At 66.4% G+C, this 25,688-nt stretch carries 21 protein-coding genes and 1 tRNA gene; 13 read left to right on the top strand and 9 right to left on the bottom strand.

Annotated elements, in window-relative coordinates; translation table 11 throughout:
- Positions 1-23 precede the first annotated feature (23 nt).
- From OHB12_RS31655 to OHB12_RS31635, 5 genes are all read right to left on the bottom strand, one after another.
- The gene (locus tag OHB12_RS31655) at positions 24-4,970 is read right to left on the bottom strand and encodes an NAD-glutamate dehydrogenase (protein ID WP_327113490.1); all 4,947 of its coding nucleotides are present in this window, start codon (positions 4,968-4,970) and stop codon (positions 24-26) included.
- 471 nt (positions 4,971-5,441) lie between these two features.
- On the bottom strand, positions 5,442-7,118 hold the full coding sequence (gene ettA / locus OHB12_RS31650; RefSeq protein WP_327113488.1) for an energy-dependent translational throttle protein EttA: 1,677 nt from the start codon (positions 7,116-7,118) through the stop codon (positions 5,442-5,444).
- An 81-nt stretch (positions 7,119-7,199) separates the two neighbouring features.
- Positions 7,200-7,697, bottom strand: coding sequence for a single-stranded DNA-binding protein (locus tag OHB12_RS31645; RefSeq protein WP_327113486.1), 498 nt, complete (start codon positions 7,695-7,697; stop codon positions 7,200-7,202).
- 354 nt (positions 7,698-8,051) lie between these two features.
- Positions 8,052-9,020, bottom strand: coding sequence for a serine/threonine dehydratase (locus OHB12_RS31640; RefSeq protein ID WP_442799892.1), 969 nt, complete (start codon positions 9,018-9,020; stop codon positions 8,052-8,054).
- A complete protein-coding gene (locus OHB12_RS31635) occupies positions 9,017-11,050 on the bottom strand; it encodes a cytochrome c oxidase assembly protein (protein ID WP_327113482.1) in 2,034 nt (677 codons plus the stop codon). The genes OHB12_RS31640 and OHB12_RS31635 overlap by 4 nt, the downstream gene beginning before the upstream one ends.
- Before the next feature lie 196 nt (positions 11,051-11,246).
- Between OHB12_RS31635 and OHB12_RS31630 the strand changes: the two genes are divergently transcribed.
- Positions 11,247-11,320, top strand: a tRNA-Arg gene (locus OHB12_RS31630).
- Between the two features lie 277 nt (positions 11,321-11,597).
- On the opposite strand, the gene OHB12_RS31625 is transcribed toward OHB12_RS31630, so the two are convergent.
- A complete protein-coding gene (locus OHB12_RS31625; protein WP_327121806.1) occupies positions 11,598-12,437 on the bottom strand; it encodes a hypothetical protein in 840 nt (279 codons plus the stop codon).
- On the opposite strand from OHB12_RS31625, the gene OHB12_RS31620 reads away from it, so the two are divergent.
- Positions 12,327-13,064, top strand: coding sequence for an oxidoreductase C-terminal domain-containing protein (locus OHB12_RS31620; RefSeq protein WP_327113480.1), 738 nt, complete (start codon positions 12,327-12,329; stop codon positions 13,062-13,064). The genes OHB12_RS31625 and OHB12_RS31620 overlap by 111 nt on opposite strands.
- Before the next feature lie 481 nt (positions 13,065-13,545).
- Positions 13,546-14,931, top strand: a complete 1,386-nt coding sequence (locus tag OHB12_RS31615; RefSeq protein ID WP_327113478.1) for an amidohydrolase family protein — start codon at positions 13,546-13,548, stop codon at positions 14,929-14,931.
- A gap of 176 nt (positions 14,932-15,107) precedes the next feature.
- Here the strand turns inward: OHB12_RS31615 and OHB12_RS31610 are convergent, their stop codons facing one another.
- Complete coding sequence (locus OHB12_RS31610) at positions 15,108-16,163, bottom strand: zinc-dependent alcohol dehydrogenase (RefSeq protein ID WP_327113476.1); 1,056 nt, start codon at positions 16,161-16,163, stop codon at positions 15,108-15,110.
- Between the two features lie 37 nt (positions 16,164-16,200).
- Positions 16,201-17,640, bottom strand: a complete 1,440-nt coding sequence (locus OHB12_RS31605) for an MFS transporter (RefSeq protein ID WP_327113474.1) — start codon at positions 17,638-17,640, stop codon at positions 16,201-16,203.
- Positions 17,641-17,803: 163 nt separating this feature from the next.
- On the opposite strand from OHB12_RS31605, the gene OHB12_RS31600 reads away from it, so the two are divergent.
- The 6 genes from OHB12_RS31600 to OHB12_RS31575 all read left to right on the top strand — a co-directional run bounded on the left by OHB12_RS31600 (position 17,804) and on the right by OHB12_RS31575 (position 22,501).
- The gene (locus OHB12_RS31600; RefSeq protein WP_327113472.1) at positions 17,804-18,283 is read left to right on the top strand and encodes a MarR family winged helix-turn-helix transcriptional regulator; all 480 of its coding nucleotides are present in this window, start codon (positions 17,804-17,806) and stop codon (positions 18,281-18,283) included.
- A 298-nt stretch (positions 18,284-18,581) separates the two neighbouring features.
- On the top strand, positions 18,582-18,845 hold the full coding sequence (locus tag OHB12_RS31595) for an enoyl-CoA hydratase/isomerase family protein (protein WP_327113471.1): 264 nt from the start codon (positions 18,582-18,584) through the stop codon (positions 18,843-18,845).
- A 105-nt stretch (positions 18,846-18,950) separates the two neighbouring features.
- A complete protein-coding gene (locus OHB12_RS31590) occupies positions 18,951-19,850 on the top strand; it encodes an ABC transporter permease (RefSeq protein WP_327113468.1) in 900 nt (299 codons plus the stop codon).
- Positions 19,843-20,670 carry an ABC transporter permease gene (locus tag OHB12_RS31585; RefSeq protein ID WP_327113466.1) on the top strand — a complete coding sequence of 276 codons (828 nt, stop codon included), beginning with the start codon at positions 19,843-19,845 and terminating at the stop codon, positions 20,668-20,670. Before OHB12_RS31590 ends, OHB12_RS31585 begins: the two co-directional genes overlap by 8 nt.
- Positions 20,667-21,662, top strand: a complete 996-nt coding sequence (locus OHB12_RS31580) for an ABC transporter ATP-binding protein (RefSeq protein ID WP_327113464.1) — start codon at positions 20,667-20,669, stop codon at positions 21,660-21,662. Before OHB12_RS31585 ends, OHB12_RS31580 begins: the two co-directional genes overlap by 4 nt.
- A gap of 308 nt (positions 21,663-21,970) precedes the next feature.
- A complete protein-coding gene (locus OHB12_RS31575; protein WP_327113462.1) occupies positions 21,971-22,501 on the top strand; it encodes a pyridoxamine 5'-phosphate oxidase family protein in 531 nt (176 codons plus the stop codon).
- 289 nt (positions 22,502-22,790) lie between these two features.
- Here OHB12_RS31575 and OHB12_RS31570 read toward each other — a convergent pair whose 3' ends face one another.
- Positions 22,791-23,879: a DUF1152 domain-containing protein gene (locus OHB12_RS31570; protein ID WP_327113460.1), complete on the bottom strand. Its 1,089-nt coding sequence runs from the start codon at positions 23,877-23,879 to the stop codon at positions 22,791-22,793.
- Positions 23,880-23,930: 51 nt separating this feature from the next.
- On the opposite strand from OHB12_RS31570, the gene OHB12_RS31565 reads away from it, so the two are divergent.
- From OHB12_RS31565 to OHB12_RS31550, 4 genes are all read left to right on the top strand, one after another.
- A complete protein-coding gene (locus OHB12_RS31565) occupies positions 23,931-24,674 on the top strand; it encodes a GntR family transcriptional regulator (RefSeq protein WP_327113458.1) in 744 nt (247 codons plus the stop codon).
- A gap of 160 nt (positions 24,675-24,834) precedes the next feature.
- A complete protein-coding gene (locus OHB12_RS31560) occupies positions 24,835-25,191 on the top strand; it encodes a hypothetical protein (protein WP_327113456.1) in 357 nt (118 codons plus the stop codon).
- Positions 25,188-25,340, top strand: a complete 153-nt coding sequence (locus OHB12_RS31555) for a hypothetical protein (protein ID WP_327113454.1) — start codon at positions 25,188-25,190, stop codon at positions 25,338-25,340. The genes OHB12_RS31560 and OHB12_RS31555 overlap by 4 nt, the downstream gene beginning before the upstream one ends.
- A complete protein-coding gene (locus OHB12_RS31550) occupies positions 25,337-25,645 on the top strand; it encodes a hypothetical protein (RefSeq protein ID WP_327113452.1) in 309 nt (102 codons plus the stop codon). Before OHB12_RS31555 ends, OHB12_RS31550 begins: the two co-directional genes overlap by 4 nt.
- The last annotated feature ends 43 nt before the right edge of the window (positions 25,646-25,688 follow it).

Below are 25,688 nucleotides of genomic sequence, written 5' to 3'. Positions count from 1 at the left end.
TTCGCCAGCGTGCGACGAACTCGTCAACGTGGTACCTCCGATTGGGCGCCCACCCCGCTCACCATGCTCCGCACTTGCCGCGCCGCAACAGACAGCGTGGCGAGATCGTGGGTTCCGGACTCGAACAACTCCGACAGTGCCGCCCTGGCTCGGCCGAGCCGGGACTGATTCTTCGACTCCCAGTATGCAATCTTCTCGTCCGCGGTCTCCTCCGGGTCACCGCCGGAGAGTACGTCGAGGGTGAGCGAGCGCAACGACCCGTACATATCGTCACGCAGCGCGAGCCGGGCCAGCGAGTGCCAGCGGTCGCCGCGTTCGAGGTGGCTGACCGCCTCCAGCAGCCAGTCGATCTTGAGGTGATCGTTGAGCGCGTAGTACAGCGAGCCGACCTCGTCGCCGTCCCGGTCGGTGATGTCGGCGATGTCCACGATGTCCAGCACCGGGAACAGGGTGAGCAAGCCGAAGACCTCGGTGGCCAGGTCAGTCGGGGCGCCGCGTGCGATCAGCTCGGCAGCTTGATCCGTAAGGCTGGTCACGTGGTGTCCGCGCAGCCAACCCGGCACCTTCGGCGCGAGCTCGCGCACGTCGGTGCTGTACCTGTTGATCTCCGCGCCGACCGCGATCGGCTGCGGGCGGTTGCTCAGGAACCACCGGGACGCTCGGTCCAGGGTCCGCTTCGTCTCGAGTTCGAGCAGGTCGCGCACCGAGGTGGGCGCGTCGCATTCCCGGATCCTTGTCCACATGGCGTGCAGGCCGAAGATCCCGCTGGCCGCGGCGAACGCGCGCACCGCGTCGGTGGTGGTGGCGCCGATTTCCTCGCTCAGCCGGTGCGCGTAGGTGATGCCACCGTAGTCCACCATCTCGTTCGCGATCATGGTGGTGACGATTTCCCTGCGCAGCCGGTGTCTCTTGATCGCCGTGCCGAACCTGCCGCGCAGCGGCGTCGGGAAGTATGCGGGCAGCCAGGCGGCGAAGTACTGACTGTCGGGCAGGTCGGAGTCGAGCAGGTCGGCCTTGAGCGACAGCTTCACGTGCGCCATCAGGTTGGCCAGCTCCGGCGACGCCAGACCCGCGCCCTCCTCCAGCCTGCGCTTCATCTCCTGATCCGAGGGCAGCGCCTCGAGTTCGCGGTCCAGGCCGCGGCGCTCCTCCAGATTTTGGATGAGCCGCGTGTGCACATGGAGCATCTGCGGCGCGTCGGTGCGCGAGAGTCCCATGAGGAAGTTTTGCGCCACGTTGTCCTGCAAGACCATCTGCGCGACCTCGTCGGTCATCGAGGCGAGCAGCGGATTGCGGTCGGCCTCCGGCAGCTCACCGCTGCTGACCACGCCGTCCAGCAGCACCTTGATGTTGACCTCGTGGTCGGAGCAGTCCACGCCCGCCGAGTTGTCCAGCGCGTCGGTATTCATCTTGCCGCCGTTGCGGCAGAACTCGATCCGGCCCAGCGCCGTCGCGCCCAGGTTACCGCCCTCGCCGATTACCTTGACCCGCAATTGGTTCGCGTTCACCCGTACCGCGTCGTTGGACTTGTCACCCACATCGGCATTGGTCTCGGTGCTGGCCTTGACATAAGTGCCGATACCACCGTTCCACAGCAGGTCGGCCGGGGCGAGCAGGATGGCGCGCACCAGTTCCGGCGGTGACAGCGCCGCTACGTCGTCGGCCAGCCCGAGCGCCTTCCTGGCTTGCGGGCTGATCGGCACCGACTTCACGGTGCGGTCCCATACGCCGCCGCCTGGGCTGATCAGCGAAGCGTCGTAATCGGCCCACGAGGAACGCGGAAGCGCGAACATACGCTGACGTTCCTGGAACGAACGGACCGCGTCCGGAGCCGGGTCGAGGAAGATGTGGCGGTGGTCGAACGCCGCCACCAAACGAATGTGCTCCGACAACAACATCCCGTTACCGAACACATCACCACTCATGTCACCCACACCGACAACAGTGAAATCCTGCGTCTGCGTGTCGATCTCCATCTCACGGAAATGCCGCTTGACACTCTCCCACGCACCCTTGGCCGTGATACCCATCGCCTTGTGGTCATACCCCGCGGAACCACCAGAAGCGAACGCATCCCCAAGCCAGAACCCGTAACTCTGCGCAACATCGTTCGCGATATCAGAGAACGTCGCAGTCCCCTTATCCGCAGCAACAACCAAATAAGTGTCATCACCATCACGACGCACCACCCGAGCCGGCGGCAGCACCTCACCGGACACACGATCCACATTGTCGGTGATATCCAGCAAACCAGAAATGAACGTGCGATAGCACGCCACACCCTCCGCACCCAGCGCCTGACGATCCGCCACCGGATCACCCGTCGCCGCAGGCGGCTGCTTCACCACGAACCCGCCCTTCGCACCCACCGGCACGATCACCGCGTTCTTCACCGCCTGCGCCTTCACCAAACCCAAAACCTCGGTCCGGAAATCCTCCAACCGATCCGACCACCGCAAACCACCACGCGCCACCGAACCGAAACGCAGATGCACACCCTCCACCTTGGGCGAGTACACAAAAATCTCGAACTGCGGCCTCGGCTTCGGCAACTCCGCAATCGCATGCGGCTCCACCTTTACCGAGACGTAGTCGCGCGACACACCTTCGGCGTCTGTCACGTAGTAATTGGTGCGCAGGGTCGCCTTGATCAGGCCGAGAATCGCGCGCAGGATGCGGTCCGCATCCAGGCTGACGACCTCGTCGATCCGGCCGTGCACCTGGGTCTCCAGCCCGGAAGCGTGTTCGGCGGAGACAATGTCCGGATCGAAGCGCGCCGCGAACAGATCGACGAACAGCCGGGCGACATCCGGATAGGTGAGCAGCACGCGGCAGATGTTGGCCTGACTGTACGGAAAACCGGTCTGCTGCAAATACTTCGCGTAGGTCCGCAAGATCGAAACGGCACGCCATGGCAGCCGGGCGCGCAGCACGAGCTCGTTGAGACCATCGGCCTCGGCGCGGCCGTACCAGACTGCCTCGACGGCGCCGATGAACCGCTCGCGTAATCCGCGCACCTCCGCCTCCAGCACGTCGGCGCGCTTGGAGGATTCGAGCAGCTCCGCGTCCAGGTCTCGGTCCAGCGAGCTGCGCAGCAGCTCGGGTCGGGCCAGCAAACCGAAGTCGTAGATCCACCGTTCACCAGTGGCGCCCCCGGCACCGTCCGGCGGCGTCCCCAGCTCGATCTGGTACGGCCGCTCGTCCACCACCTCGACGCCCAGGCTCTGCAGCACCGGGAGCACCTGGCTCAGCGAGATCCCGCTGCCGCCGATGTAGAGGGTGAAGCGCCACGAGCCCGGCTCCGACTCCGCTTTGCGGTAGAGGTACTGGTCGATACCACCGTCGCGCAGCCGTTCCAGGCGCACGATGTCGGCGAGAGCGCGGTCGGAGGCGAAGTCCTGCTTGTAGCCCTCGGGGAAGGCTTCCGCGTAACGCTGCACCACCGCAGGGTCGAGCACCGTCGACGTGCTCACCGCGTCGTTCAGGTGGTCTTCCCAGGTCCGGCTCGCCTCCGCGAGCAGGTTCTGGAGACGCAGCCGGTTGGGTTCTGAGGTGTCCGCGGCCGGCGGTGAGTGGCGCGCGACACCGAACTCGGCCTCGGGCATGCGCACCGTGAAATACACACGTGCCAAATCACTTTCGCCCACCCGCGCGGAGTAGTCGATGGAGACACCACCCAGTTCGCGGACCAGGATTTCCTGCATCTCCAGCCGCACCCTGGTGGTGTAGCGGTCGCGCGGGAGGTAAACCAGGCAGGCGACGAAACGACCGTAGGTGTCCGCCCGCAGGAACAACCGCACCTGACGGCGCAGGCCAACGTTCAGCACTGCGGCGGCGGTGCGGCGCAGCGTCTCGGCGTCGGAGGAGAACAGTTCGGTCCGCGGGAAGGACTGGATGACCTCGAGCATCGCCTGACCGGAGAACGACTCCAAGTCGAACCCGCTCTCCTCGATCACCGAACGCACCCTGCGCTCGATCACCGGGATATCCAGCACGTTCTCGTGTACAGCGGTGACGGTGAAGACGCCGATGAACAGGTGCTCGCCGATGATCGTTCCGGTCTCGTCGAAGTCGGCGACGCCGACGAAGTACGGGTACACCGAGCGGTGCACGGTGGCGGGGACCAAACCCTGGGTCAGCATGAGCAGCGGCCGGTCGCCGCCGTTGACCGGTACCTGGAAATCGGTTCCGACATCTGGACGGAGCACGCCGAGGCAGGTGCCGGACAGGGCGTTGGACCTCTCCTGCCCATGGTCGCTGCTCAGGCGGTATCGGGCGTAGCCGAGCACGGTGAATTTTTCATGCGCCAGCCAGCGCAGCAGCTTGGCGGTGTCGACGAGGTCGGTGGCGCTGAACGGCGCGGTCCCGGATTTCGCGGCGAACTCCAGGTCTTCGGCCAGCCTGCTCTGCACATCCTTGATGGCCTCGGTGTCGCCGATCACCTGGCGCACGTCGGCGACCACGTCCGGCATGGCGGCCTCCACCTTGGCCAGCAGCGCCGGACTGGTCGACGGGTGCAGTTGCACATGCATCCACGATTCGCTCAGCCCGGTCGGGCCGGTGCCGTCCACCTCATGCGCGACGGCGTGCGTCAACCGTCCGTCCGCGTCCCGCTCGACCTCGAAGATCGGGTGGATCACCTCGCTCACGCTGACGCCGATCCGGCTCAGGGACGAGCTGATCGATTCGACGAGCAGCGGCATGTCATCGGTGACGAGTTGTACCGCGGCACCGATGCCCGAGCCGTCGTCCTGGTGGTACACCCGCACCAGGGCACGACCGGCGGGACGCGTCATCGCCAGCTCGGTGTGCCGACGGAAGATCTGAGTGATCCCGGTGATCGCACAGTCCACATCGCCCGCATCGACGTGGCGGAAGTACGCCTCCTCGAGCGTCGCGAGGTCGCCGCGCAGCGACTGCGGCAAACTCGCAGCCCACGCCGCGCTGGACAATTCGGACGAGACGGTCATTTTTTCGCCAACTCCCTCAGATATCGGTTCCGTAACAAAGTGACGCCGGTCCGAGAGTAGCTGTGCGCCGAAGACGCGGGGGTGAATTCCCTTTCGATCCCTGGGTGTTCACCACAACCACGATGTTCGCCGCTCGTTTGCCAAGTTCGAATGGATGACCTCGGCTCAGTACAAGATCGGCCCGGCGAACGTCAGGTGAGCGCGAGAGATCGTATCCGCGGCGGCGCCGCATCGGTACCTCGGGTCAGCTCGGCCCACACGTCGGCGGTCGGGGCGGCCGATTGCTCGAACTGCGCCTGCGCATTCACAACTCCCACCCTAGCGAGCTACGCGCGGGTAGGCGTCACTCCCATTCCGGGTTGCCGATGTCACTTGGCGGCACCTTCCCGGCGCAACAGCACACGGGTTTCCCGGAGGACTTCGGGTTTCGGCAGGGCGGTGCAGAAATTGCCCGCCCCACCGGGGCAGAACTCAGCCGCGGGTCAGCTTGCGGTGCGTAACCCGGTGCGGGCGAGCCGCTTCCAAGCCGAGACGCTCGATCTTGTTGGCCTCGTACGCCTCGAAGTTGCCCTCGAACCAGAACCATTCGGCGTCGTTGTCGGAGTTGCCCTCCCACGCGAGGATGTGGGTGCAGGTGCGGTCGAGGAACCAGCGATCGTGGGAGATCACCACGGCACAGCCGGGGAACTGCTCGAGAGCATGCTCCATCGAACCGAGGGTTTCCACATCGAGGTCGTTGGTCGGCTCGTCCAGCAGGATCAGGTTGCCGCCCTGCTTGAGGGTCATCGCCAGGTTCAGGCGGTTACGCTCTCCACCGGAGAGCACGCCCGCGGGCTTCTGCTGGTCCGGGCCCTTGAATCCGAACGCGCTGACGTAGGCGCGCGACGGCATCTCCTGCTGGCCGACCTGGATGAAGTCCAGCCCCTCGGAGACCACCTGCCAGACCGTCTTCTTCGGGTCGATGCCCGCACGGTTCTGGTCGACGTAGCTCAACTTGACCGTCTCGCCGACCTTCACGATGCCACTGTCGGGCTGCTCGAGCCCGACGATGGTCTTGAAAAGCGTGGTCTTACCGACACCGTTCGGGCCGATGACACCGACGATGCCGTTACGCGGCAAGGTGAAGGAGAGGTCCTTGATCAGCTGACGGTCGCCGAAGCCCTTGTCCAGGTGCTCGACCTCCACAACCACGCTGCCCAGGCGCGGGCCCGCGGGAATCTGGATCTCCTCGAAATCCAACTTCCGCATCTTCTCGGCCTCGGCCGCCATCTCCTCGTACCGACCGAGGCGGGCCTTGTTCTTGGCCTGGCGGGCCTTGGCGCCGGAACGCACCCAGGCGAGCTCTTCCTTGAGCCGCTTCTGCAGCTTCTGGTCCTTTTTGCCCTGCACCTCGAGGCGCTCGGCCTTCTTCTCCAGATAGGTGGAGTAGTTGCCCTCATACGGATAAGCGCGGCCGCGATCCAGTTCGAGGATCCACTGCGCCACGTTGTCCAGGAAGTACCGGTCGTGGGTGACCGCGAGCACGGCGCCCTGGTACTGGGCCAAGTGTTGCTCGAGCCAGTTCACGCTCTCGGCGTCCAGGTGGTTGGTTGGCTCGTCGAGCAGCAGCAGGTCGGGCTTGCTCAGCAGCAGCTTGCACAGTGCGACCCGGCGGCGCTCACCACCGGAGAGGTTGGTGACCGGCTCGTCCGGCGGCGGGCAGCGCAGCGCGTCCATGGCCTGCTCGAGCTGGGAGTCCAGGTCCCAGGCGTCGGCGTGGTCCAGGTCCTCCTGCAACTTGCCCATTTCCTCCATGAGCTCGTCGGAGTAGTCGGTGGCCATGAGCTCGGCGATCTCGTTGAAGCGGTCGAGCTTCACCTTGATCTCGCCGAGACCCTCCTCGACGTTGCCGCGGACGGTCTTCTCCTCGTTCAGCGGGGGCTCCTGCTGAAGGATGCCGACCGTGGCGCCGGAGGCGAGGAACGCGTCGCCGTTGTTGGGCTGGTCCAGTCCGGCCATGATCTTCAGCACGCTGGATTTACCCGCGCCGTTCGGGCCGACGACGCCGATCTTGGCGCCGGGAAGGAAGTTCAAGGTGACGTCGTCGAGCACGACTTTGTCGCCGTGCGCCTTGCGAACCTTCTTCATTTGATAAATGAACTCAGCCATAAGGGTGAAGCCTATCGGTGCGAGAGATGAAGGGACGAAGCAGAGCTACCACTACCACCGGGACGAAACCGATCATTGCGGTCACGCGTCGACGGGCTCGGGTTCACTGCTGCGGGGCGGTACCGAAGAGACGGCTGCGACATTCTCCCCCAACCCGTCGCCGACCGACACCCGACGTTCAGCGCTCTGATGCTCCGGAGTATTCCGCGGCGCCGAGTCCGACCATCGCGTCACCTGGACCGCGCAGCGGGACAGGTCAGGGCCGACCGCGACGGCACGCATCTCCAGATCCCGGCGCTCCACGCCGTCTTTGCTCCGGTACTCGTGCGAGCGCAGCTGTCCGTGCGCGATGATCGGATCGCCGCGGCGCAGGGACGCATCGACACCGGCCACCAGCCTGCGCCAACAGCTGACGGTGAGGTACAGCGTTCCGTTGTCCACCCACTCCCCCGTCGTGTGATCCAGTCGGCGGGAATTGCTCGCCATGCGAAATGTGACCACCTGGTCGCCATTGGTCAGATCCCGCTTGATCGGATGAGTCACGACAGTTCCGATCACGGTCGCGTTCGCCTCGTACATGATTACACCCCTTCACATTTGGATCCGGGTCTGCCCGGACATGTCCTCCCCCCTCCAGGAGGGCCCCTCCAGCGTGCGCCGAAGCCGGGTGCCTTGGGCAACCCGATCCGAGAATGTGGACAACTTTCCAATCTGTGAAGAGCAGGGTTTTCACTTATGGCGCTGCGCGGTCCGACCCGCAGCATCGGGTGGCTTATCCGATGACACTCACGTATCGGCACAGCAGTACGCATCCGTCACACCGATCAACCGCCCCGGCGCGCCGAAATCGGCGAGCCACCGGACCGGGCGAGCCGACTGTCGAGCCCGCGCGACCACCGACCAGCCAACCGTCACAGGCGACGCACGACGTCGTCAGAGGACCGCCACGTCGGTGTTGGCGCCGCACAGCACCACGACCGGGCGTTCGTCGGGCCCCGGGACGTAGGCCCCGCTCTGGATGGCGGCCAGCGGGGCGGCGCCGGTCAGCTCGACGAGGATGCGGAACTCGCGCCACAGGTACTCCCGCGCCGCCACTATCGCGTCGTCGGTGACCAGCAGCGAACGCACGCCATAGCGTCGGGCGATGTCAAGGGCGATGTCGCCGATCCTCGTGGCGCCCATCGAATCCGTGGCAAGACGAGGCCCTCCGACGTCCACCGGGTGGTTCGCGTCCAACGCGGCCTGCAGGGTGGGACTGCCCTCCGGCTCGACCCCGATCACCTGCTGACGACGGCCCAGCGCGGCCGCGATCCCGGCGACCAGTCCGCCGCCGCCCACTGCGGCGAGTACCGAAGGCCGCCCGCGCACCTGTTCTTCGAGTTCCAGCCCGACCACACCGGCGCCGGCGACCACTGCGGGCAGGTCGTACCCGTGCAATCGCAGCGCGCCGCGTTCAGCGGCGAGCTCGACGGCGTGACGCAGCGCCTCGGCGTAAGTCGCTCCATACCAGAGCACTTCGGCGCCGTGCGACCACATCGCGGCGACCTTGGTGTGTGGCGCCGTCTCCGGGACGACCACGGTGCAGGACTTGCCGAGCCGCGCGGCCGCCAAGGCAGCGGCGATGCCCGCGTTGCCGCCGGAGGCGATCACGACCTCATCGGTGCCTGCCCCGGACTCCAGCAGCGCGTTGAAGATGCCGCGTACCTTGAACGTCCCTCCGTGCTGGAGGTATTCGAGCTTCATCGTCACGGGCACCGGACCGGACGGGCTTGCGACGGAGGTGTGGAAAACCGGCGTCTTGCGGACCTGCGCGGCCATTCGTCTTCGTGCGGATCGCACGTCCGACCGTTCCACCCGCCCGACCGGTCGGTGCTGAGAGACCGTGCTGGCACATTCATTCACTTACGCAGTTCTCCATCTCGCTTGGCCAGTTCGGCGAACATCGCGTTGTGCGCGGCGAGGGCGGCGTCGTGGTCGCGTTCGGCGGCCCGATCGGTCCGCTGCGCCAGCCGCTGATCGCTGCGGGACCATTGGATCAGCATGGCGAGCATCACCACCACCAGCGGCACCTCTCCGCTGGCCCAGGCCAGGCTGCCGCCGGTGCGCTGGTCGCCGAGCAGGTCGGCGTTCCAGCTGATCCCGAGGCCGCGGTAGAACCAGCCGCCGAGCACCGTGGTCATGCTCATCAGCGCGATGCCGAAGAACGCGTGGAACGGCAGCGATCCGAACACCATGCCGAGCTTGGTGAGCGGTTGCACCTGCCGAGGTTTGGGGTCGATGCCGATCACCACCCAGTAGAACAGGTAGCCGCTGAGCAGGAAGTGCAGGTTCATCATCAGGTGCGCCGCATGCGAGTCGGCGAACGAATCGAAGATGCCGCCCAGGTACAACGCATAGAAACCGCCGACGAAGATCACCGCCGCCACAATCGGGTGGGTCAGAAAGCGCGACACCGGATTGTGCACCGCGGCCAGGAGCCATTCCCGCGGCCCCGGCGCACCGCCGCGGCCCGCCGGCGGGAGCGCCCGCAGCGCCAGTGTCACCGCGCCGCCCAGTGCGAAGAGGATCGGCGCCAGCATCGACAGCGCCATGTGGGCCCCCATGTGCACGCTGAACATCGCCGGTGCATACCGGCCGACTCCGGACGAGGTCGCCACCAGAAGCACAACGCAGCCGGACAGCCAAGCGACAGTCCGCCCGACCGGCCACGCGTCCCCGCGCGCACGCAGCCGCCGTACGCCCAGGAGATACAGCACAGCAAGCACGATCGACAGCGTTCCGAAGATCAGATCGAAGCGCCAGTCGAACAGCAACCGCGCGAGTGTCGGAGGCCCGGCAAGGTCGTAGCCGAGTTCGACTTCGGACGGTGTCGGGACCGTCTCCGGCGGTGGCGGCGGAGTGCGGCCGAGCCCGACCGCGAGACCCATGGTCGCCGCGAAAATCAGCACCTCGACGCCGGCGAAGCGGACGAGCGCCGCACGAGCGCCGGGGTCTGCCGCGAGCGCGGGCAGCGCGGCGCGCCGCTGCAGGTAGCCGAACACACCGAGAAGCATCAGTGCCACGGCTTTGGCCAGCACCAACCGGCCGTAGGTCGTGGTGAACAGCTCGTCGATCGGCACCCGCACCCAGGAGTTGATCACGCCGCTGACCCCGATCACGACGAACGCGATCGTCGCGGTCAGCGAGAAGCGTCGAGCGGCCAGATCGGTGCCCGCGCCGCCACGCAGCGCGTGTGCCAGCACCGCGAACAGACCGCCCACCCAGAGGGCGGAGGAAACCAGGTGCAGGATCAGGCTGTTGGTGGCGACATCGTGCGAACCACCCGAGGACGAGTGTCCGGTCAACGCCAACGGCATCATCGTGACGATCGACGCCCCGAACAACACCGGCGTCCATCCCCAGCGCAACGCCAGCCTGCAGCCGACCGCGACGATTAGCGCGAAAACCACCGTCGTGCGCCAAGCGCCCGCCAGCGCGATCTGGTCGATCGCCCGCCACAGTTCTTCCGGCCACAGGTTGTCACCCACCGGCTGCCCTGTGGTATCCGACACAGTCAGCGGCACCAGCAGCGCCGCGCAGGACGCCCAGAGCACCGCGAAATTCGACGCCCGGCGCACCGCGCGGTACCCGCCGACATCGAGCAGACCGTTCGGCTGCGGCGGGACGAGGAACGCCGCGAACAGCAGCGAGCCGACAGTCAGCGCCGCCGACAGATCGGCGAGCGCCCGCACCGCCGGCAATCCGTAAGTGGTCAGCGCGCCCGGGTCGGGGATGCCGAGCAGACTGAGCGCCTGCGCCGCCGACAGCCCGACCACCAGCGCCGCGATCACCGCCGCGATCGCACCGGCCAGCGCGGTCACCGTCGCGAACGTCGCCCCGGACCGAGCGACCTCGGATTCAGGAGTGACGGACGGGGCCTGAGCTGACGACATACGACTGAGCGTAGTTCGGCAATACATCCGTGGCCCGGTCGGGTTTCGGCCGATATTCTGGGCGCAAGACCACCAAAGCCGCACCGAGTACTGTCGTTGGATGGGTGGAACGTTCCTGACGCTGAGAACCCAGCGATGGTCGCTATGATTGCGGCGCTGGACAGCACGGCCATTGTCGGCCATGGTGGAACCCGCTGCCTCCGTAGCTCAGTTGGATAGAGCAAGGGCCTTCTAATCCCTAGGTCGCAGGTTCGATTCCTGCCGGGGGCGCGAGCCCCGCTCTGACCTGGTAACACATCGGGTCAGAGCGGGGTTACCCGAACCGGACGATGCTTAAACACCTAGGAACTTGCCGAGTAGAACGTGCACACGGGGCAGAACCTCGACGACTCGACGAGCTGCTGGAGGACTTCGCGCGCGAGTTCCGGCAGACACCTGAAGGCACTACTCGACCCGAACTGCGTCGCCCACCCCACCCCAGCACCGATCCCGATCATCGGCACCGGAAGCGGGCATGAGCGGGGCGCCGACTCCCCCTGGTCGCCGCTCATTGGGGCTCCCGGGGAAACACCGTCCCGTCCTGTTTGGTGCGTCGACGAGACCACGGGTGAGTACTGGGTCTGCGTGGGGGGCGCTGCTCGGGAGAAAAGGCGTCCATGAACCGGCCGGGAAGGCTGGGCATCGCCGGCATGCCCGGTGTAGTCGGCGTGGTCGAGGCGCCGTGGTGCCACGGCGTGGACGCGGGTGCGTCGGCGTTGCCCAGGTGACCAGTGGTGGAACTGTTCCCGGCCGGATCGACCGTCCACGGCGTGTGCCCGGCTCCGGCGAGCGGCTCGGCCGCCGATCCCTCGTCCGGTGTCGATGCCGGATCAGGTGCCGATGCCGGATCAGGTGCCGATGCCGGATCCGGTTGCGCGGGTGCGGCCGGCCGAAGTTCGACTGCGGTCGGATCGTCGGTAGGAGCCGGACCCGACAGGTCACCGGGCGGCGTAGCCGAGTCCGCAGGCGCGGGTTCGAGCTGCCTGCCGTCGGTCACGACCGGCGGCGCGGTCGCGAAGTCGATGGCGGCTGAGTCCTTTCCGACCGTGCCGTGCCCCTGATCGACGGTGATGGAATCCGAGCCCACGTAGTCCGGTCCGCCTCCCCGGAGACGGCCATTGTCGTGGATCGCTCGATCGGCGGCGCTCTCGTTGAACCGAAACGCACTCATCCTGTCGGTCTGCACCGCCATTTCCGCGACCGATTGCGCGCCGTCCACGAAGCCTTTGACTTCTCGGTGCATCAGCTCGCCGGCGGACTCACCGACACTGGCAAGCCGCGTGACCAGCTCCTCGGCAACAGAGTTGACGGTCGGGCCCGCTTCTTCGAAGCCGAACTCGAAAGCCATGTCAGCACAGTTTCATTTCGTCCGCGTGCACGCCGTCCGGCTACTCCCCTGGTTGGGAATTATCGCAGTGATACACGCGCCCTCGGCAGCGGAGAAACGGGGGTCTGTCTGGACACCGGTGCGGAACTGCCTGCCGACACGGTCGTCGTGGCGATCGGAGCCGCCCCGGCAACCGACTGGCTCACCGGCAGCAGCCTGACGGTGGACAACGGACTGGTGTGCGACTCCCGCTGCCGCGCGGCGGCGGGTATCTATGCCGTAGTCGATGTGGCCCGCTGGTACCACGAGCAGCTCGGAACCCTGATTCGCCTGGAAAACCGCACCACCGCCACCGAACAGGCAGCCGTTGTCGCCGCCAACATCCTCGGCGCCGACCAGGCGTACTCCCCGATCCCCCACTTCTGGACCGACCAATTCGACGCCAAGATCCAGGTCCACGGCGCGCTGTCGGCCGACGCCGAGGTGTCCATCACAGCGGGCGACCCGCAGTCCCGGCGCTTCGTCGCCAGCTACCGCGTCGACGGCCGTGTGACGGGCGTCGTCGGCTGGAAAATGCCGAAACAGACTCGCCTGCACCGCCAGGACATCGCCGACGCCCAGGCCGGACTCGTACCGGCGGTGCGGTGACCGGAACCGAACCGGCCCAGCCGACATCGACGGACTACCAGCTGCGATAGCCTCGGTGTCAGACCGGGTTCGCCCGAAATCCCTGCACGCTGGAAAGTGGAGAGCACCCACAGACCCGACGGCGCTCGTCGCGGCAACCCGCAGTTCTTCGACTGGCTGCATGCCGGGCACGAGTTCCGCGCCGTCGACTTCGAATCCGATGCCGGCCGAAAGAATTGAGCGAACTGCTCGATGCGGGCCGACGTCGTGATCGAGGCATCGCGCCCGCGGGCGCTCGCCCACCTCGGCCTCGCTCCTGAAAACCGCACGCACCGCTCCGGACAGGTGTGGCTGAGTATCACCGGCTATGGCCGCGCCGAACCGATGCGCGTCGCCTTCGGCGACGATGCCCGAGGTGCCGACGGCTGGCTGGTCGAATGCCCGAAACTACGGCGGGTCAACCGGTCACGGAGCCACGCATCCCACAGCCGAGCCGAGCGTGATGCTTATTCGACGGGCCCGGATCTTCGGTGCGGAGCACACCGAAGTCCGGCTCACCGGCGGACGCATCACCGGATGCGGGACAGCCTTGCGGCCGCTGCCGGGCGAGGACGATATCGACGCATGTGGCGGCTGGCTGTTGCCCGGTCTGCACGACCACCATGTGCATCTGAGCGCGCTCGCTGCCACCGCCGATTCGGTCCGAGTCGGACCGCCGCAGGTGCGCACGATTACCGACCTGGCTACCGGACTCCATCGCGCCGACGCGGAATCACCTGAGGGAGCATGGATTCGCGGGGTCGGCTACCACGAGTCGGTAGCAGGGGAACTGGATCGGCGGGCACTGGATCGCATCCTCGGACATCGCCCGGTGCGCATCCAGCACCGATCCGGGGCCTTGTGGATGCTCAACTCGCGCGCCTGCGCCGCCGTGGACCTCCAGCACTGTCCGCTGCCCGGGGTGGAACGCGACGCGACCGGCAGTCCCACCGGCCGCCGGTGGCGGCTGGACGCCTGGCTCGGCCCCCGGATCGGTGCTCCGCCGGTCGATCTCACCCAGCTCGGTGCGCGGGCAGCGGCGCTGGGCGTCACCGGTTTCACCGATGCCACCCCGGCATTGCGGCAGTCCGACATCGATGACCTCGCCGAATCCGCGGCGGACGGACGAATCCGACAGCGGGTGCACTGTATGGCACCGTCCGATATCGCCGATCCGCGTATCGCACGGTTTTCCTTGGGGCCCACCAAGATCCTGTTGGATGACACCGCCCTGCCCGACCTGGACGAGTTCACCGATCGGATCCGGGCCCTGCACGAGACCGGCCGACCGGTCGCCGTGCACTGTGTGACGCGGGTACAGCTGATCCTCATCATGGCGGCACTCGACGCTGCCGGCGCGCACGAGGGCGACCGGATCGAACACGGCGCGATCATTCCGGCCGAATCCATGGCGTGGCTGCGAGAGCATGACGTAACGGTGATCACTCAACCGCACTTTCTGGTGGAACGCGCCGAACAGTACGACCGTGACGTGCCTGCCGGGGATCAGCCGGATCTGTGGCGCCTCGGCTCCCTTATCCGGGCACGGGTCGGAGTCGCCGCGGGCACCGACGCACCGTTCGGGGGCGCCGATCCCTGGGCAGTTATTCGGGCGGCGGTCCGCCGACCCGCGACTTCGTCGATCTCCGAGGGGATCTCGTTGCGATCAGCGTTGTCCCTGTTTTTCGGCCCGCCCGAGCGGCCAGCGGCCGACCGGTGTATCGCACCGGGCGAGATCGCCGACCTGACATTGCTGAGCGCGCCTCCGGAGGAGGTTGCGGCTACCTGGCAAAACCCACTCGTGGCAGCCACCATCGTCGACGGCAGTCCGGTGTACCTCGCCGATTAGCCGATCAGACGTTGCCGCGTCCGACAGTCGATGGAGCCGCGATGTCGCGGCCCGGAGATCGCTGTCGCCGATGTCGCCTGGCTGATGCGCGTTGCCGAGGGGAAGACTCGGTGGTACTGCACATCGCCCCGGGTCTTTGCTGGTCGGACTGTCGAGGATCGAACGGACTGCGCGTGCTAGTCGTCGAAGGTGACGACCACCTTCTCCGCCGCGCCCGGGGTCAGGGTGAGTTCGAAGGCGTGCTCGACCTCCGAGAACGGAATCCGATGGCTGATCAGCCGGGCGAAACGCTCGGCATGCTCGGCGATCTCGGGGGTCACCTCGAAGATCTCGGTCGGGTACCCCTGCGAGGCGATGATGCTCATCTCGCTGCGCAGCATCGCACCGATGTCGATCGGCTCCGGCTTCTTGTGCACCGCCACCATCACGAGCTCGGCGCCCCATTTTCCGTTCTGCAGTGCGGTGTTCACGACAACGGGAACACCGGCGGCGTCGATGTAGATGTCGGTGTCGGGGCGTGGTGCGCCGAGTGCGTTGCGGCCCTCGCCGTGCAGTTCGGTCAGCCGAGCCACCACATCCTCGGTCGAGGAGTCGATCACCGCGTCCGCCCCGACCGCCAGCGCGGTCTCCAACCGCGACGGGATCACATCGGCCACGACCACGTGCCGCACGCCGCGCAGCTTCAGCCAGATCGTCACACCCAGTCCGATCGGACCGGCACCGAACACCACCACCTTGTCGGACGGCCCGGCCTCCGAACGGTTCACGCAGTGCCGCGCCACCGCCATCGGCTCGTTCAGCGCGGCGACCTCGAACGGGACCGAATCCGGTAGCACAGCGACACTCTTGCCGACCACGGCGTCCTCGATGAGGAGGTATTCGTTCATGCCGCCCAGCGGGCCGCCGCAGCCGATGATTCCCGACGGCGCGCCCTGCGGGTTGACCACCACGTGATCGCCGACCTTCAGGCCCGAGACCTCGGCACCGACCGCGACGATTTCGCCCGCCGGTTCGTGTCCGAGCACCACCGGCACCATCCGATCCGGGGCAGGCCCCTCGGTCCGCGCGGCGGCATACGCCGCCGGCATGCCGCCCATGTGAATGAACGTCACGTCGGTGCCGCAGATCCCACACGCCCGGATGCGCACCAGCGCATCTCTCGGCCCGGGAACGGGCTGTTCGATATCCACCACATCGACTTTGCCCACGGCACCGGTCTGTACAGACTTCATCGTTGGGACGGTCAGCTCACTTTCTCCGGAAGAAGTGTCAGACACGCTCTGCCACAAACATTTCGGCGTCGAAAGACGGTTCCGCGGAGACTGCTCGCCGGACGGGGATGGTAGCGGCGACAGCCGCGGCGACCAGTGCGACACCACAGCCGATGAACAAACTGGTACGGAAGCCGTCCTCGGTCGGGATGCTGTGCCCGCCCACGGTCATGCTCATCTGCGCGAGCACCACGCCGATCACAGCAGCCGAGAACGAGGTGCCCACCGAGCGCATCAAGGTGTTGAAGCTGTTGGCGGACGCCGTCTCCGACAGCGGAACCGCAGCCATGATCAGCGCGGGCATCGCGCCGTAGGCCAGGCCGACACCACTGTTGATGATGCAGAGCGAGATAAGCAGACCCCAGGTGGAGCCCATCAGCACGGTCGAGGCGCCGTAACCCAACGCGATCACCAGCCCGCCCGCGATCAAGGTGATCTTCGGGCCGCGCACTGCCGACAGGCGGGCGCCCATCGGCGAAATCACCATCATCATCAGGCCCGACGGAGCCATCCACAGACCCATCGCCATCATCGACTGCCCCAGGCCGTAGCCGGTGGCCGTCGGCGCCTGCAGCAGCTGTGGCACGGTCAGCATCGCCGCGTACATCGCGACGCCGACGACAAGGGAGGCCGCGTTGGTCAGCAGCACTGGAGGCTGCGCGGTCACTCGCAGATCGACAAGTGGGTCGGCGATGCGCAGCTCCCACCAGCCCCAGACCAGCAGCAGCACGATCGCCGCCGCGAACAAAGCCAGTATCGTGCCGCTGCCCCAGCCCCAAGCGGCGCCCTTGGACACCGCCAACAGCAGACACACCAGCCCAGCGCCCAGACCCAGCGCGCCGACGATGTCGAAGCTCCCGCCGGCCTTGATCGGCGAGTCCGGCACCACAACCCAGATCGCCCCGGCGATAAGTGCGCACAGGACAGCGGAGGCCCAGAACAGCACTCGCCAGTTCGAATACTCGGCGACCGCCGAAGAGACCGGCAGCCCGAAGGCCGCGCCGATGCCAAGCGATGCGCTCAGCAGCGCCACCGCCGATCCCAGCCGTTCGGCGGGGAGCACATCACGCATCAGGCTGATACCGATCGGCACGATGCCGACACCCATGCCCTGCAGGCCGCGGCCGACGATCATCGGCAGCACCGAGGACGACACCGCACAGACCACCGAGCCCGCGATCAGCGGCACTGTCGACAACAGCAGAATGCGACGCTTGCCGTACAGGTCGCCGAGCCGCCCGGCCACCGGCGTGGCCACCGCCGCAACCAGCAGCGTCGACGTCACCACCCATGAGGCGTTCGACGCCGTCGTATGCAGCAACTGTGGAAACTGCGCGATCAGCGGGATCACCACCGTCTGCATGATCGCCGCGGTGATGCCGGCGAACGCCAGCACTCCCACGATCCCGCCCGCCCGGGCGGATTCAGGCTTGTCCACACCAACCTCCAGAAGATCTCATGTCATCAGACGTGCATAATGCATTTGACATGCAGTATGCATACAATATGCATACTGCACAACTCGACTGTGACGAATTTCTCCTGTGGTATACCGGCACTCGCCTGCGATGCGAGACCGCACAGGTCGACGAAAGGACAGCATGGACAAGCCCACAGACCAGGTCGAGTTCGAGGCCATGCTGCTCGGCCGCTACACGATCAACCCGCACTATCCCCAGGAGACCGGCCTACTGGAACGCAGCGCATACCTGCTGCTCAGCAGGCTCGGCATGGAGGGTCCGATGTCCATCGGACAGCTCTGCGACGCGTTCGGCCTGAACAGCTCGACCATCAACCGCCAGACCACCACCCTGCTGCGCGCCGGGCTCGTCGAACGCATTCCCGACCCCGATGGCGGCATGGCCCGCAAATTCCGCATCACCACGAAGGGCAGGCGCCGATTCGACACCGAACGTGCCACCAAGGTCACGGGCCTCGACGACATCATGCGGGACTGGACGCCCGAAGACGTCGCCGCCTTCGCCGGATATCTGCGGCGCTTCAATCGAGATATCGAACATCGGCGCGGACAGCCCTGGCCACGGCCCGAACCCGTGCGCCCGGGCCACGCAAGCAGCTGACCGGCATCGGCTCGATATCTCGCTGAACCCAAGGGGAGTGCACGATGAACGGTCCACTCGGTGACACCGGCCTCGATATCACCGAGGACGGAAAACCCGTCAGGCCGTTGGTCGTCCTCGCATTGGACGAGTTCCGCGACGCGGCCCGAGAAACGGTGACACAGCTCGCCGCCGCCATCGAACGCGCCCTTCGGCTGATTATCGGAGTGCTCCGCGCGCCGGTGAACCCGCATCTGAGTCCGATACTTGCCGCGACGGAGCTGGCCGAGGCCGATTCGAGCATCGAATCGACCGGCTGGTGGTACACACCCATGGCGCATGCATCGGAGCAGGCGCCGAGATGGCCGCATTCGCAGGCACCGTCATCGCGGCACCCGGCACGTTTTTCCGGTTTCCGGAGGTGCGCATGGGCCTGGTTCCCGGTGCCGGTGGCACGGTCAGCGTGCCGCGTCGCATCGGCCGGTGGCGCGCCGCCTGGCTGATGCTCACCGGCGAGCGCCTTTCGGCCGAGGCCGCGCTGCGCTGGGGACTGGTCGACCGGCTGACCGACGATGGCGACTGAAAAGCCGGTAGCTGCGGTGACAGCAGCGAATACCCGCCGTCCACTGTGATCGTCGCTCCGGTCGAGTAGGCCGACGACGCGGACGCCAGGAAAGATGAACAGTGCGTGGGGCTTCCACACGATCCCCGCGCCCGGTATGCTCGAATATTTGTGCGCGGCATACCGGAGGGGGACGGACAGCGTGCCGTCGGAAAACGATTTCGCAGCGCCGTCACCGTCTACGCGTATCTTGTCGGTGCCGGATTCCGCAGACAGTCGCACTACAAGCTGGCGATGTTCGCCGGGCTGTTCACCAACTGTGTGTTCGGGTTCGTGCGCGCGTCGGTGCTGGTCGCGGCCGTGCATGCCGCGAGCGATTTCGGCGGATACGACCAAGGCACGATCGGCGCCTACGTGTGGCTGTCGCAGGGTCTGCTCGGTGCGGTGCAGTTCACGGGGCCACTCGGGGAGCTGGACGATCGGGTGAAGAACGGCGACATCGCGATCGATTTCCTGCGCCCGGTCGACATCCAATTCTGTTACCTCGCCGAGGATCTGGGCCGGGCCGCCTGCACTTTCCTGCCGCGCGGAGTGCCGAGCGTCCTGGTGGGCGCGCTCACGTTCGGGCTGGCGATGCCTGCCACACCGGGCCCCTACCTGCTCGGCATGATGAGTGTGCTGCTGGCCGTGGCGATTTCGTTCCTGTGCCGGTTCGCCGTGGCACTGGTCGGATTCTGGGTCGTCGAGACCCGCGGTATCCGCCAGCTGTACTACGCGTCCGCGACGTTCCTCGCCGGACTTTTTGTGCCGGTGCATATGTTCCCGTCCTGGCTGCGCGCGATCGCGGAGGCCACCCCGTTTCCGTCTGTCCTGCAGTCGCCGGTCGATGTGCTCTCGGGCCGGATCACCGGAGCGGAAGCGTTCTCGATAGTCGGAGTCCAGGTGTTCTGGGTACTGGTGACGGGGGTGGCCGGGCGCGTGCTGCTGATCGCCGGACGGCGCAGACTGGAGGTGCAGGGTGGTTGAGGCCGCCCCACCCCGCGCAGGGTCGTGGTCGACGCCCTACCTGACGGTGCTGCGCTCCCGGATCCGTGCCCAGCGCAGCTACCGATTGTCCTTCGCCAGTGAGGTTTTCAGCGCCCTCGTGATGGGCCTGGTCGAGTTCGCCGAAGTGTGGGTGATCTTCCACACCGCCCGGGTGCTCGGCGGGCTGGACCTGGACGCGGCGCTGCTGCTGTTCGGGCTGAGCCATACGAGTTTCGCGCTGTCCCAAGTCTTGTTCGGCCACCTCGACACGCTGCCGACGCTCATCAGGATGGGCCGGCTCGATGCCTATCACCTCCGGCCACAGCCCCTGTTGCTGCAGCTGATCACCAGCGACATCACGCTGCGCAGATTCGCCAGAGCCGCGGTCGCGATCGGGGTCCTCGGGATCGCCTTGGCACGCAACGACCTCGACTGGGGACCCAGCACGACCGCGCTGCTCGTCATGACGGTGCTCGGCGGCGTCGCGATGTTCGGCGGCGTGTTCGTCTGCGCCGCTGGGCTGCAGTTCTATCTGATCGACGGTGCCGAATTCACCAACAGCTTCACCTACGGCGGCTCGTTCGCCGCGACGCAGCCCGCGTCGGTGTTTCCCACGCCGATGAAGCTGCTGTTCGGTTTCGCCATCCCCGTCTCCTTCACCGCGTATCTGCCCACCATCGCGCTGCTGCGACTGCCCGGTCCGCCGCTGCTTCCCACCTGGCTGGCCTGGCTGACTCCGGTCGCGGCGCTGTGGGTGTGGCTTCTCGCCCTTGGTTTGTGGCGGCTCGGCACACGGCACTACCAGGGAGGCGGCGGATGAGCACGGCGGAACCAGGGCAATCGGACGCGATCGTCGACACGGAGGATCTGACGAGACAATTCACCCTCTACCGCACGGAGGGCCGACGCTGGCTCCGGCGCCGCGAAACGCTCACCGCGGTCGACCGGTTGTCCTTCCGGATCGAGCGAGGCGCCGCCGTCGGCTACATCGGCGCGAATGGCGCCGGCAAGTCCACCACCATCAAGATGCTCACCGGGATCCTGGTGCCCACGTCCGGCACCGTCCGCACCTGTGGGCTCGACCCGGTGCGCCAGCGCCGTGAACTGGCCGGACGGATCGGAGTGGTGTTCGGCCAGCGGTCCCAGCTGTGGTGGGATCTACCGCTGCACGAATCGTTCTCGATTCTCGCCGCGATCCACCGACTGGAGCCCGACAACGCACGCAAGCGCACACACGAACTTGTCGAACAACTGGAAATGGCGGACACGCTCGACACCCCTGTACGCCAGCTCTCGCTCGGTCAACGCATGCGCGCGGAAGTAGCCGCGGCACTACTGCATTCACCCGAACTCGTAATTCTCGACGAGCCGACCATCGGCCTGGACGTATTGTCCAAACAACGACTGCGCGAGTTCCTCCGGGCCGAGCGCGCCGATCGCGGAACCACCCTGCTGCTCACCACGCACGACATGGGCGATATCGAAAGACTCTGCGGCCGCGTACTCGTCGTCGACCACGGCCGCCTGGTGTACGACGGGTCATTGACCGGACTGGCGACCACCGTCGGCGCGAAACGGGTGCTGGTAGTCGATCTAGCCGAGCCGACACCGGACATCGACGACCTCCCCTCGGCTCGACTGCTGGCCAGCGAAGGCAACGGCATACGGCAGCGGCTGGCCTTCGATCCGGAGAAGATCACGGCCGCACAATTGCTCGCCGCCGTGTCGGAGCGGGCCGAAGTGCGGGATCTGTCGATCGAAGAACCCGAGATCGAGGACGTGGTCCGCCGGATATACGAATCCGCCCGCTGAAACAGCAGCCGGACTCGGTCGGAGTGGGGGGTTCCGGTAGTAGATGGTGGAGCTGCCGACGCTGTATTCCTCGGCGACGTCTGCCTCGCGTCGTCGTCGGGGTCGTGATATCGGCAGTGGATTGTCTGTAGGTGAAGCCGTCGTCGCCGTGTGTGGCGTCCGGCCAGGCGGCGCGGTGATGCTCGCAAGATGGATGAAGAAATATGACACTAGGTGTCAAGGTTTCGGTCCAGGATGGTTTCGTCGGTCGGCGTCGGGTGGGCGTGGACCGGGCGCCACGGATCAATACGGATAGATAAGGGACCTCCATGCGCGAAACTTCAGAAGATCTCAAAGAGCTTCAGGCACTGCTCGACGCCTCCCTCTCCCGCTCCACCTCGCACCTCCGCTCGATCATCAACACTGCAAGCACACTGACCGCGGAGCAGCTCACCCACGTCCTCACCGGCATGTGCACCCTCGCCCTGTCCACCGTGACGGCGAAGGGCGAACCGCGGATCAGCGGTGTGGACGGGCACTTCCTGCGCGGAAAGTGGCACTTCGGCACGGCGCGCGGCGCCGCCAAGGCGCGCCACCTCGCGGCGCGGTCCGCCGTCAGCGCCGCGCACATGCGCGGTGAGGACCTGGGCGTGTTCACGCACGGCACGGTGGAGATCCTCAACCCCCAGGAGGGCGAGTCAGCCGCGGACTGGCCGGACCTGCTCGCGTACTTCAAGAACTGCTACGGCGACGACTTCTTCGACTGGGACAACGACGTGGTCTACTACCGGCTGCGTCCGCACTGGATGACCGTCTACGCATCCGACATCGCAAAGCTCACCGCGACATCCCCGTCCTGATCCGCAGGACGGGCCGCATCAGGACCGGCCACGTGGACATGAGTTCGCTTGACGGAGAGTCACGGCGCCAACGCGTTCGGCGAACCGGGCGAGTTCACCGGCCGCCAGGTCGCCACGGCCAGCTCGATGTAGCGGGCCTCCCGTTCTGCGGTGCCGACATTCGCGGGATCGACAGTCGCGGGGAGCGCTATGGCGTCGCCACCTGCCGAGGGTCTGATGAGCCAGCGCCAACGCTGGCATGAGTGGACGCAGGGGACGTACTTCAAGCCTAGGGTCGCCAGATGACCGGTCACACCAGGTATAGGGGTGGCCGCATGTTGCTAGGCCGCTCACGTCTGAGCAGATCGCGCAGCGCGTCTCCAGCATTCGCACCCACCGCGCCGGTCAGCTCGATAACGCGGCGGATTGTCAGGGCGTTGACACCGCGGCGTGACGCGGCGTGCGCATAACGGTCGATATCGCCAATTGTGTCGACGGTCGGCGTCCGCTGTTCTCGGTGTGCGGACAGTCGACTACGTTCGGTGTCGATATCGCTGTAGCCTCGGCGGGCTCGGATGCGCTGCTCCACTTGCTCCAGTGAGATGGTGTCGAACAAGTCGGCCGCGAGGGAGTGCGCAGCCACGCCGGAGGCGTCGACCTCATACACCACCGTGGCGTCATCGGTGATGCTGATGAGCGCATCACGCTGGGTCTCGACCTTGCCGCGCCACCCCTCTGCGGCGACGCAAAGAAGTCCGTTGGCCTCGGACGGGTGCCAGTTCCACACCTCGGCGACCATCGACACATCAGCGGCGCCGAGTTCGACGACCGCGGCCGAGCCTTGACGGCGCAGCAGTGTGCACAGCTCAGGCGGCGTCAACTCCCCGTCGAGCCCAACCCCGGCGATGAGCAGGTGCAACGGTAGTTCCGACTGTATTGCGGCTGCCAACGTGAGCGAGTCGGCCAACGGGCTGCGTAGGCCGGCCTCGTGTCCTTCGGCGAGGATGTCGCCGCCGACATCAACGAGGATCAGCGCGTCCACACCGAAGACTTGGGATGCGGCGTGGAACTGGGCTGCGAGACCGATCGCACCACCGGCCGGGTCCATGAGCAGTAGTGGGCGCGCCAGGTAGGGAACGAGCGGGGGCAGTGTCGACCAGCCGGGGCCGCGGAGCCGCGCCGACTCGGTCACCTCGGCGATCAGCTCGTGATGTCCGGTCAGACCGTCGAAGTCGCCGCGACCACGCGGCCCAGGGGTCGGATCGATGATCAGCCGGTCCCAGGAATAGCTCATGATGGCCACGACGTCGAACCGGTGCCGAAGCTTCGCCGCTAGCACCGACGCGGTAACGACGTCGCCACCTCCCCCTGTGGCGATCGCGATAGCTTTACTGGTCATTGAGTGGCTGATAGTACTCTGTCCAGTGGCATAGGACACCCGGAGGAATAGTTGCCCGAAATCGAAGAGGTACTGCCGAAGTATCTACAGATCGCCGGGTATCTCCGGGATCAGATTGTGCGCGGTGATCTTCCTCCTGGTGGCGAGGTCCCGTCAGTACGCGAACTCGCTGCGGAGTGGCGTGTTGCCCGGCCGACAGCCAGCAAGGCTCTCGACGCACTTCGGCAGCAAGGTCTTGTCGAATCGCGCCGCGGAAGCGGCACCTACGTGCGGGAGCCCCAGGCCGCGCCCCGAGCACGGGAGCGGTACGAACGTGCAGCTGCGCTGGGCACTATGTATTCCGACTCGGAGTCGGTGCGGTTCCCGTTCGTCGGCATCGTCGAGGCGCCCACGCATGTGGCGGCAGCGCTCGGCCTCACCTCGGATTCCACAGTTATCCAGCGCCAACGGCTGATCGACGGCAAGAGCGGACCGGTCGAGCTGTCGACGTCGTGGTTCGACGCTTCACTGGTCGAAGAGGCACCGCGCCTAATGGTCGCTGAGCGACTGCGAGGTGGGACCGTTCGGTATCTCGTTGACGTACTCGGCATCCGATCGGCGTATGCCCGCGACCAGGTATGCGCTCGGCAGGCGAGCGCGGAGGAACGTCAGGCACTTGCACTGTCCGACCCCGCGCCAGCGTTGGTCTACTGGCTGACGGCCTACGACCCTGACGATCGCCCACTCCAGTTCGACGAAGCGGTGTACCCACCGGAACGTTGGGCGTTCCGGCAAGAGTATCCGATAATTTTCTAGGTATCGCGTGCTAGATGCCGGAATTTCTATCGATTCTCCCAACTGTCCTATGACACTTTGATGAATGTGTCATAGTTCACCTATGCCCCGCCGCCGAGTGGCCACTCATCCTCGGCGGCGGGTGCCACCAACACTGGACACGCGCTGAGGGATGCCACCCATGCCCGTAGGAACCATCGCCCTGATCGTCACGGCCGCCGCGATACTCGCCCTCTGGTGCGGCATCCGATACGGGCTGCCCTATCTGATCGACCGCGGCGAGGCCATACCGGACGGCGCGGTGTCGTCGGTCGACATCCTCGATCGCGTCGCCGCCGAGGGCACCCTGAGAACCGACTCATGGCAGCTCGAGCCCTCGCATCGCGCGCCGACCGAGCCGTACACCCCGGAGCGGGCGCACGCCGAGATGCAGCGGCACCGCGAATGCGGCACCGACATCTGCTCGGCGAAATACGCCGCATTCTGGGCACTGGCCGATTCCGGACAGATCGTCCCCGACGCGAGGGCCGTCCGGTGAGCGTCAGCGAACTGCCGAAACGATCCGCATTCGTCGGGCCGCAACGCTCGGTCTACTGCGATGTGCCGATCGACCTGATGGAGCGTTACCTCGAAGCCCTCCACGCCCACGAGTGGACGGACACAGAACGGCGCGAGGAGGCGCAATGAACCGAAATCCATTGCACACCACCGTGATACCGGGAAAGGTTGCGGTGTGGCAGCTCGTCGACCGCGCCGCCCGCATACTGCGCGTGCAGCTCACCGCCGAGGCATTCACCGCCTACCGTCTCCCATCACTGACCAAGCTGCCCGACGCGCAGCCCGGAACGATCATGTTCGATACATATCCGGATCTGGTCGGCGCCCGCGAGCTGCTTTCAGAGCATGGCGACCTGTGGGACGCAGTCCGCGAGGACTACTGGGCCACCTTGTTCACTATGGCGGATCTCCCGTCGCCGGGTATCGGCGGGTAGCAGATGTCCGAATTGCATTTCGCGCGAACGGATATCGCTCGAT

It is taken from the genome of Nocardia sp. NBC_01730, assembly GCF_035920445.1.
Classification (GTDB): domain Bacteria; phylum Actinomycetota; class Actinomycetes; order Mycobacteriales; family Mycobacteriaceae; genus Nocardia.
The sequence above is the reverse complement of the archived record's forward strand: the minus strand, read 5'-3'. Positions and strand labels throughout refer to the sequence as shown.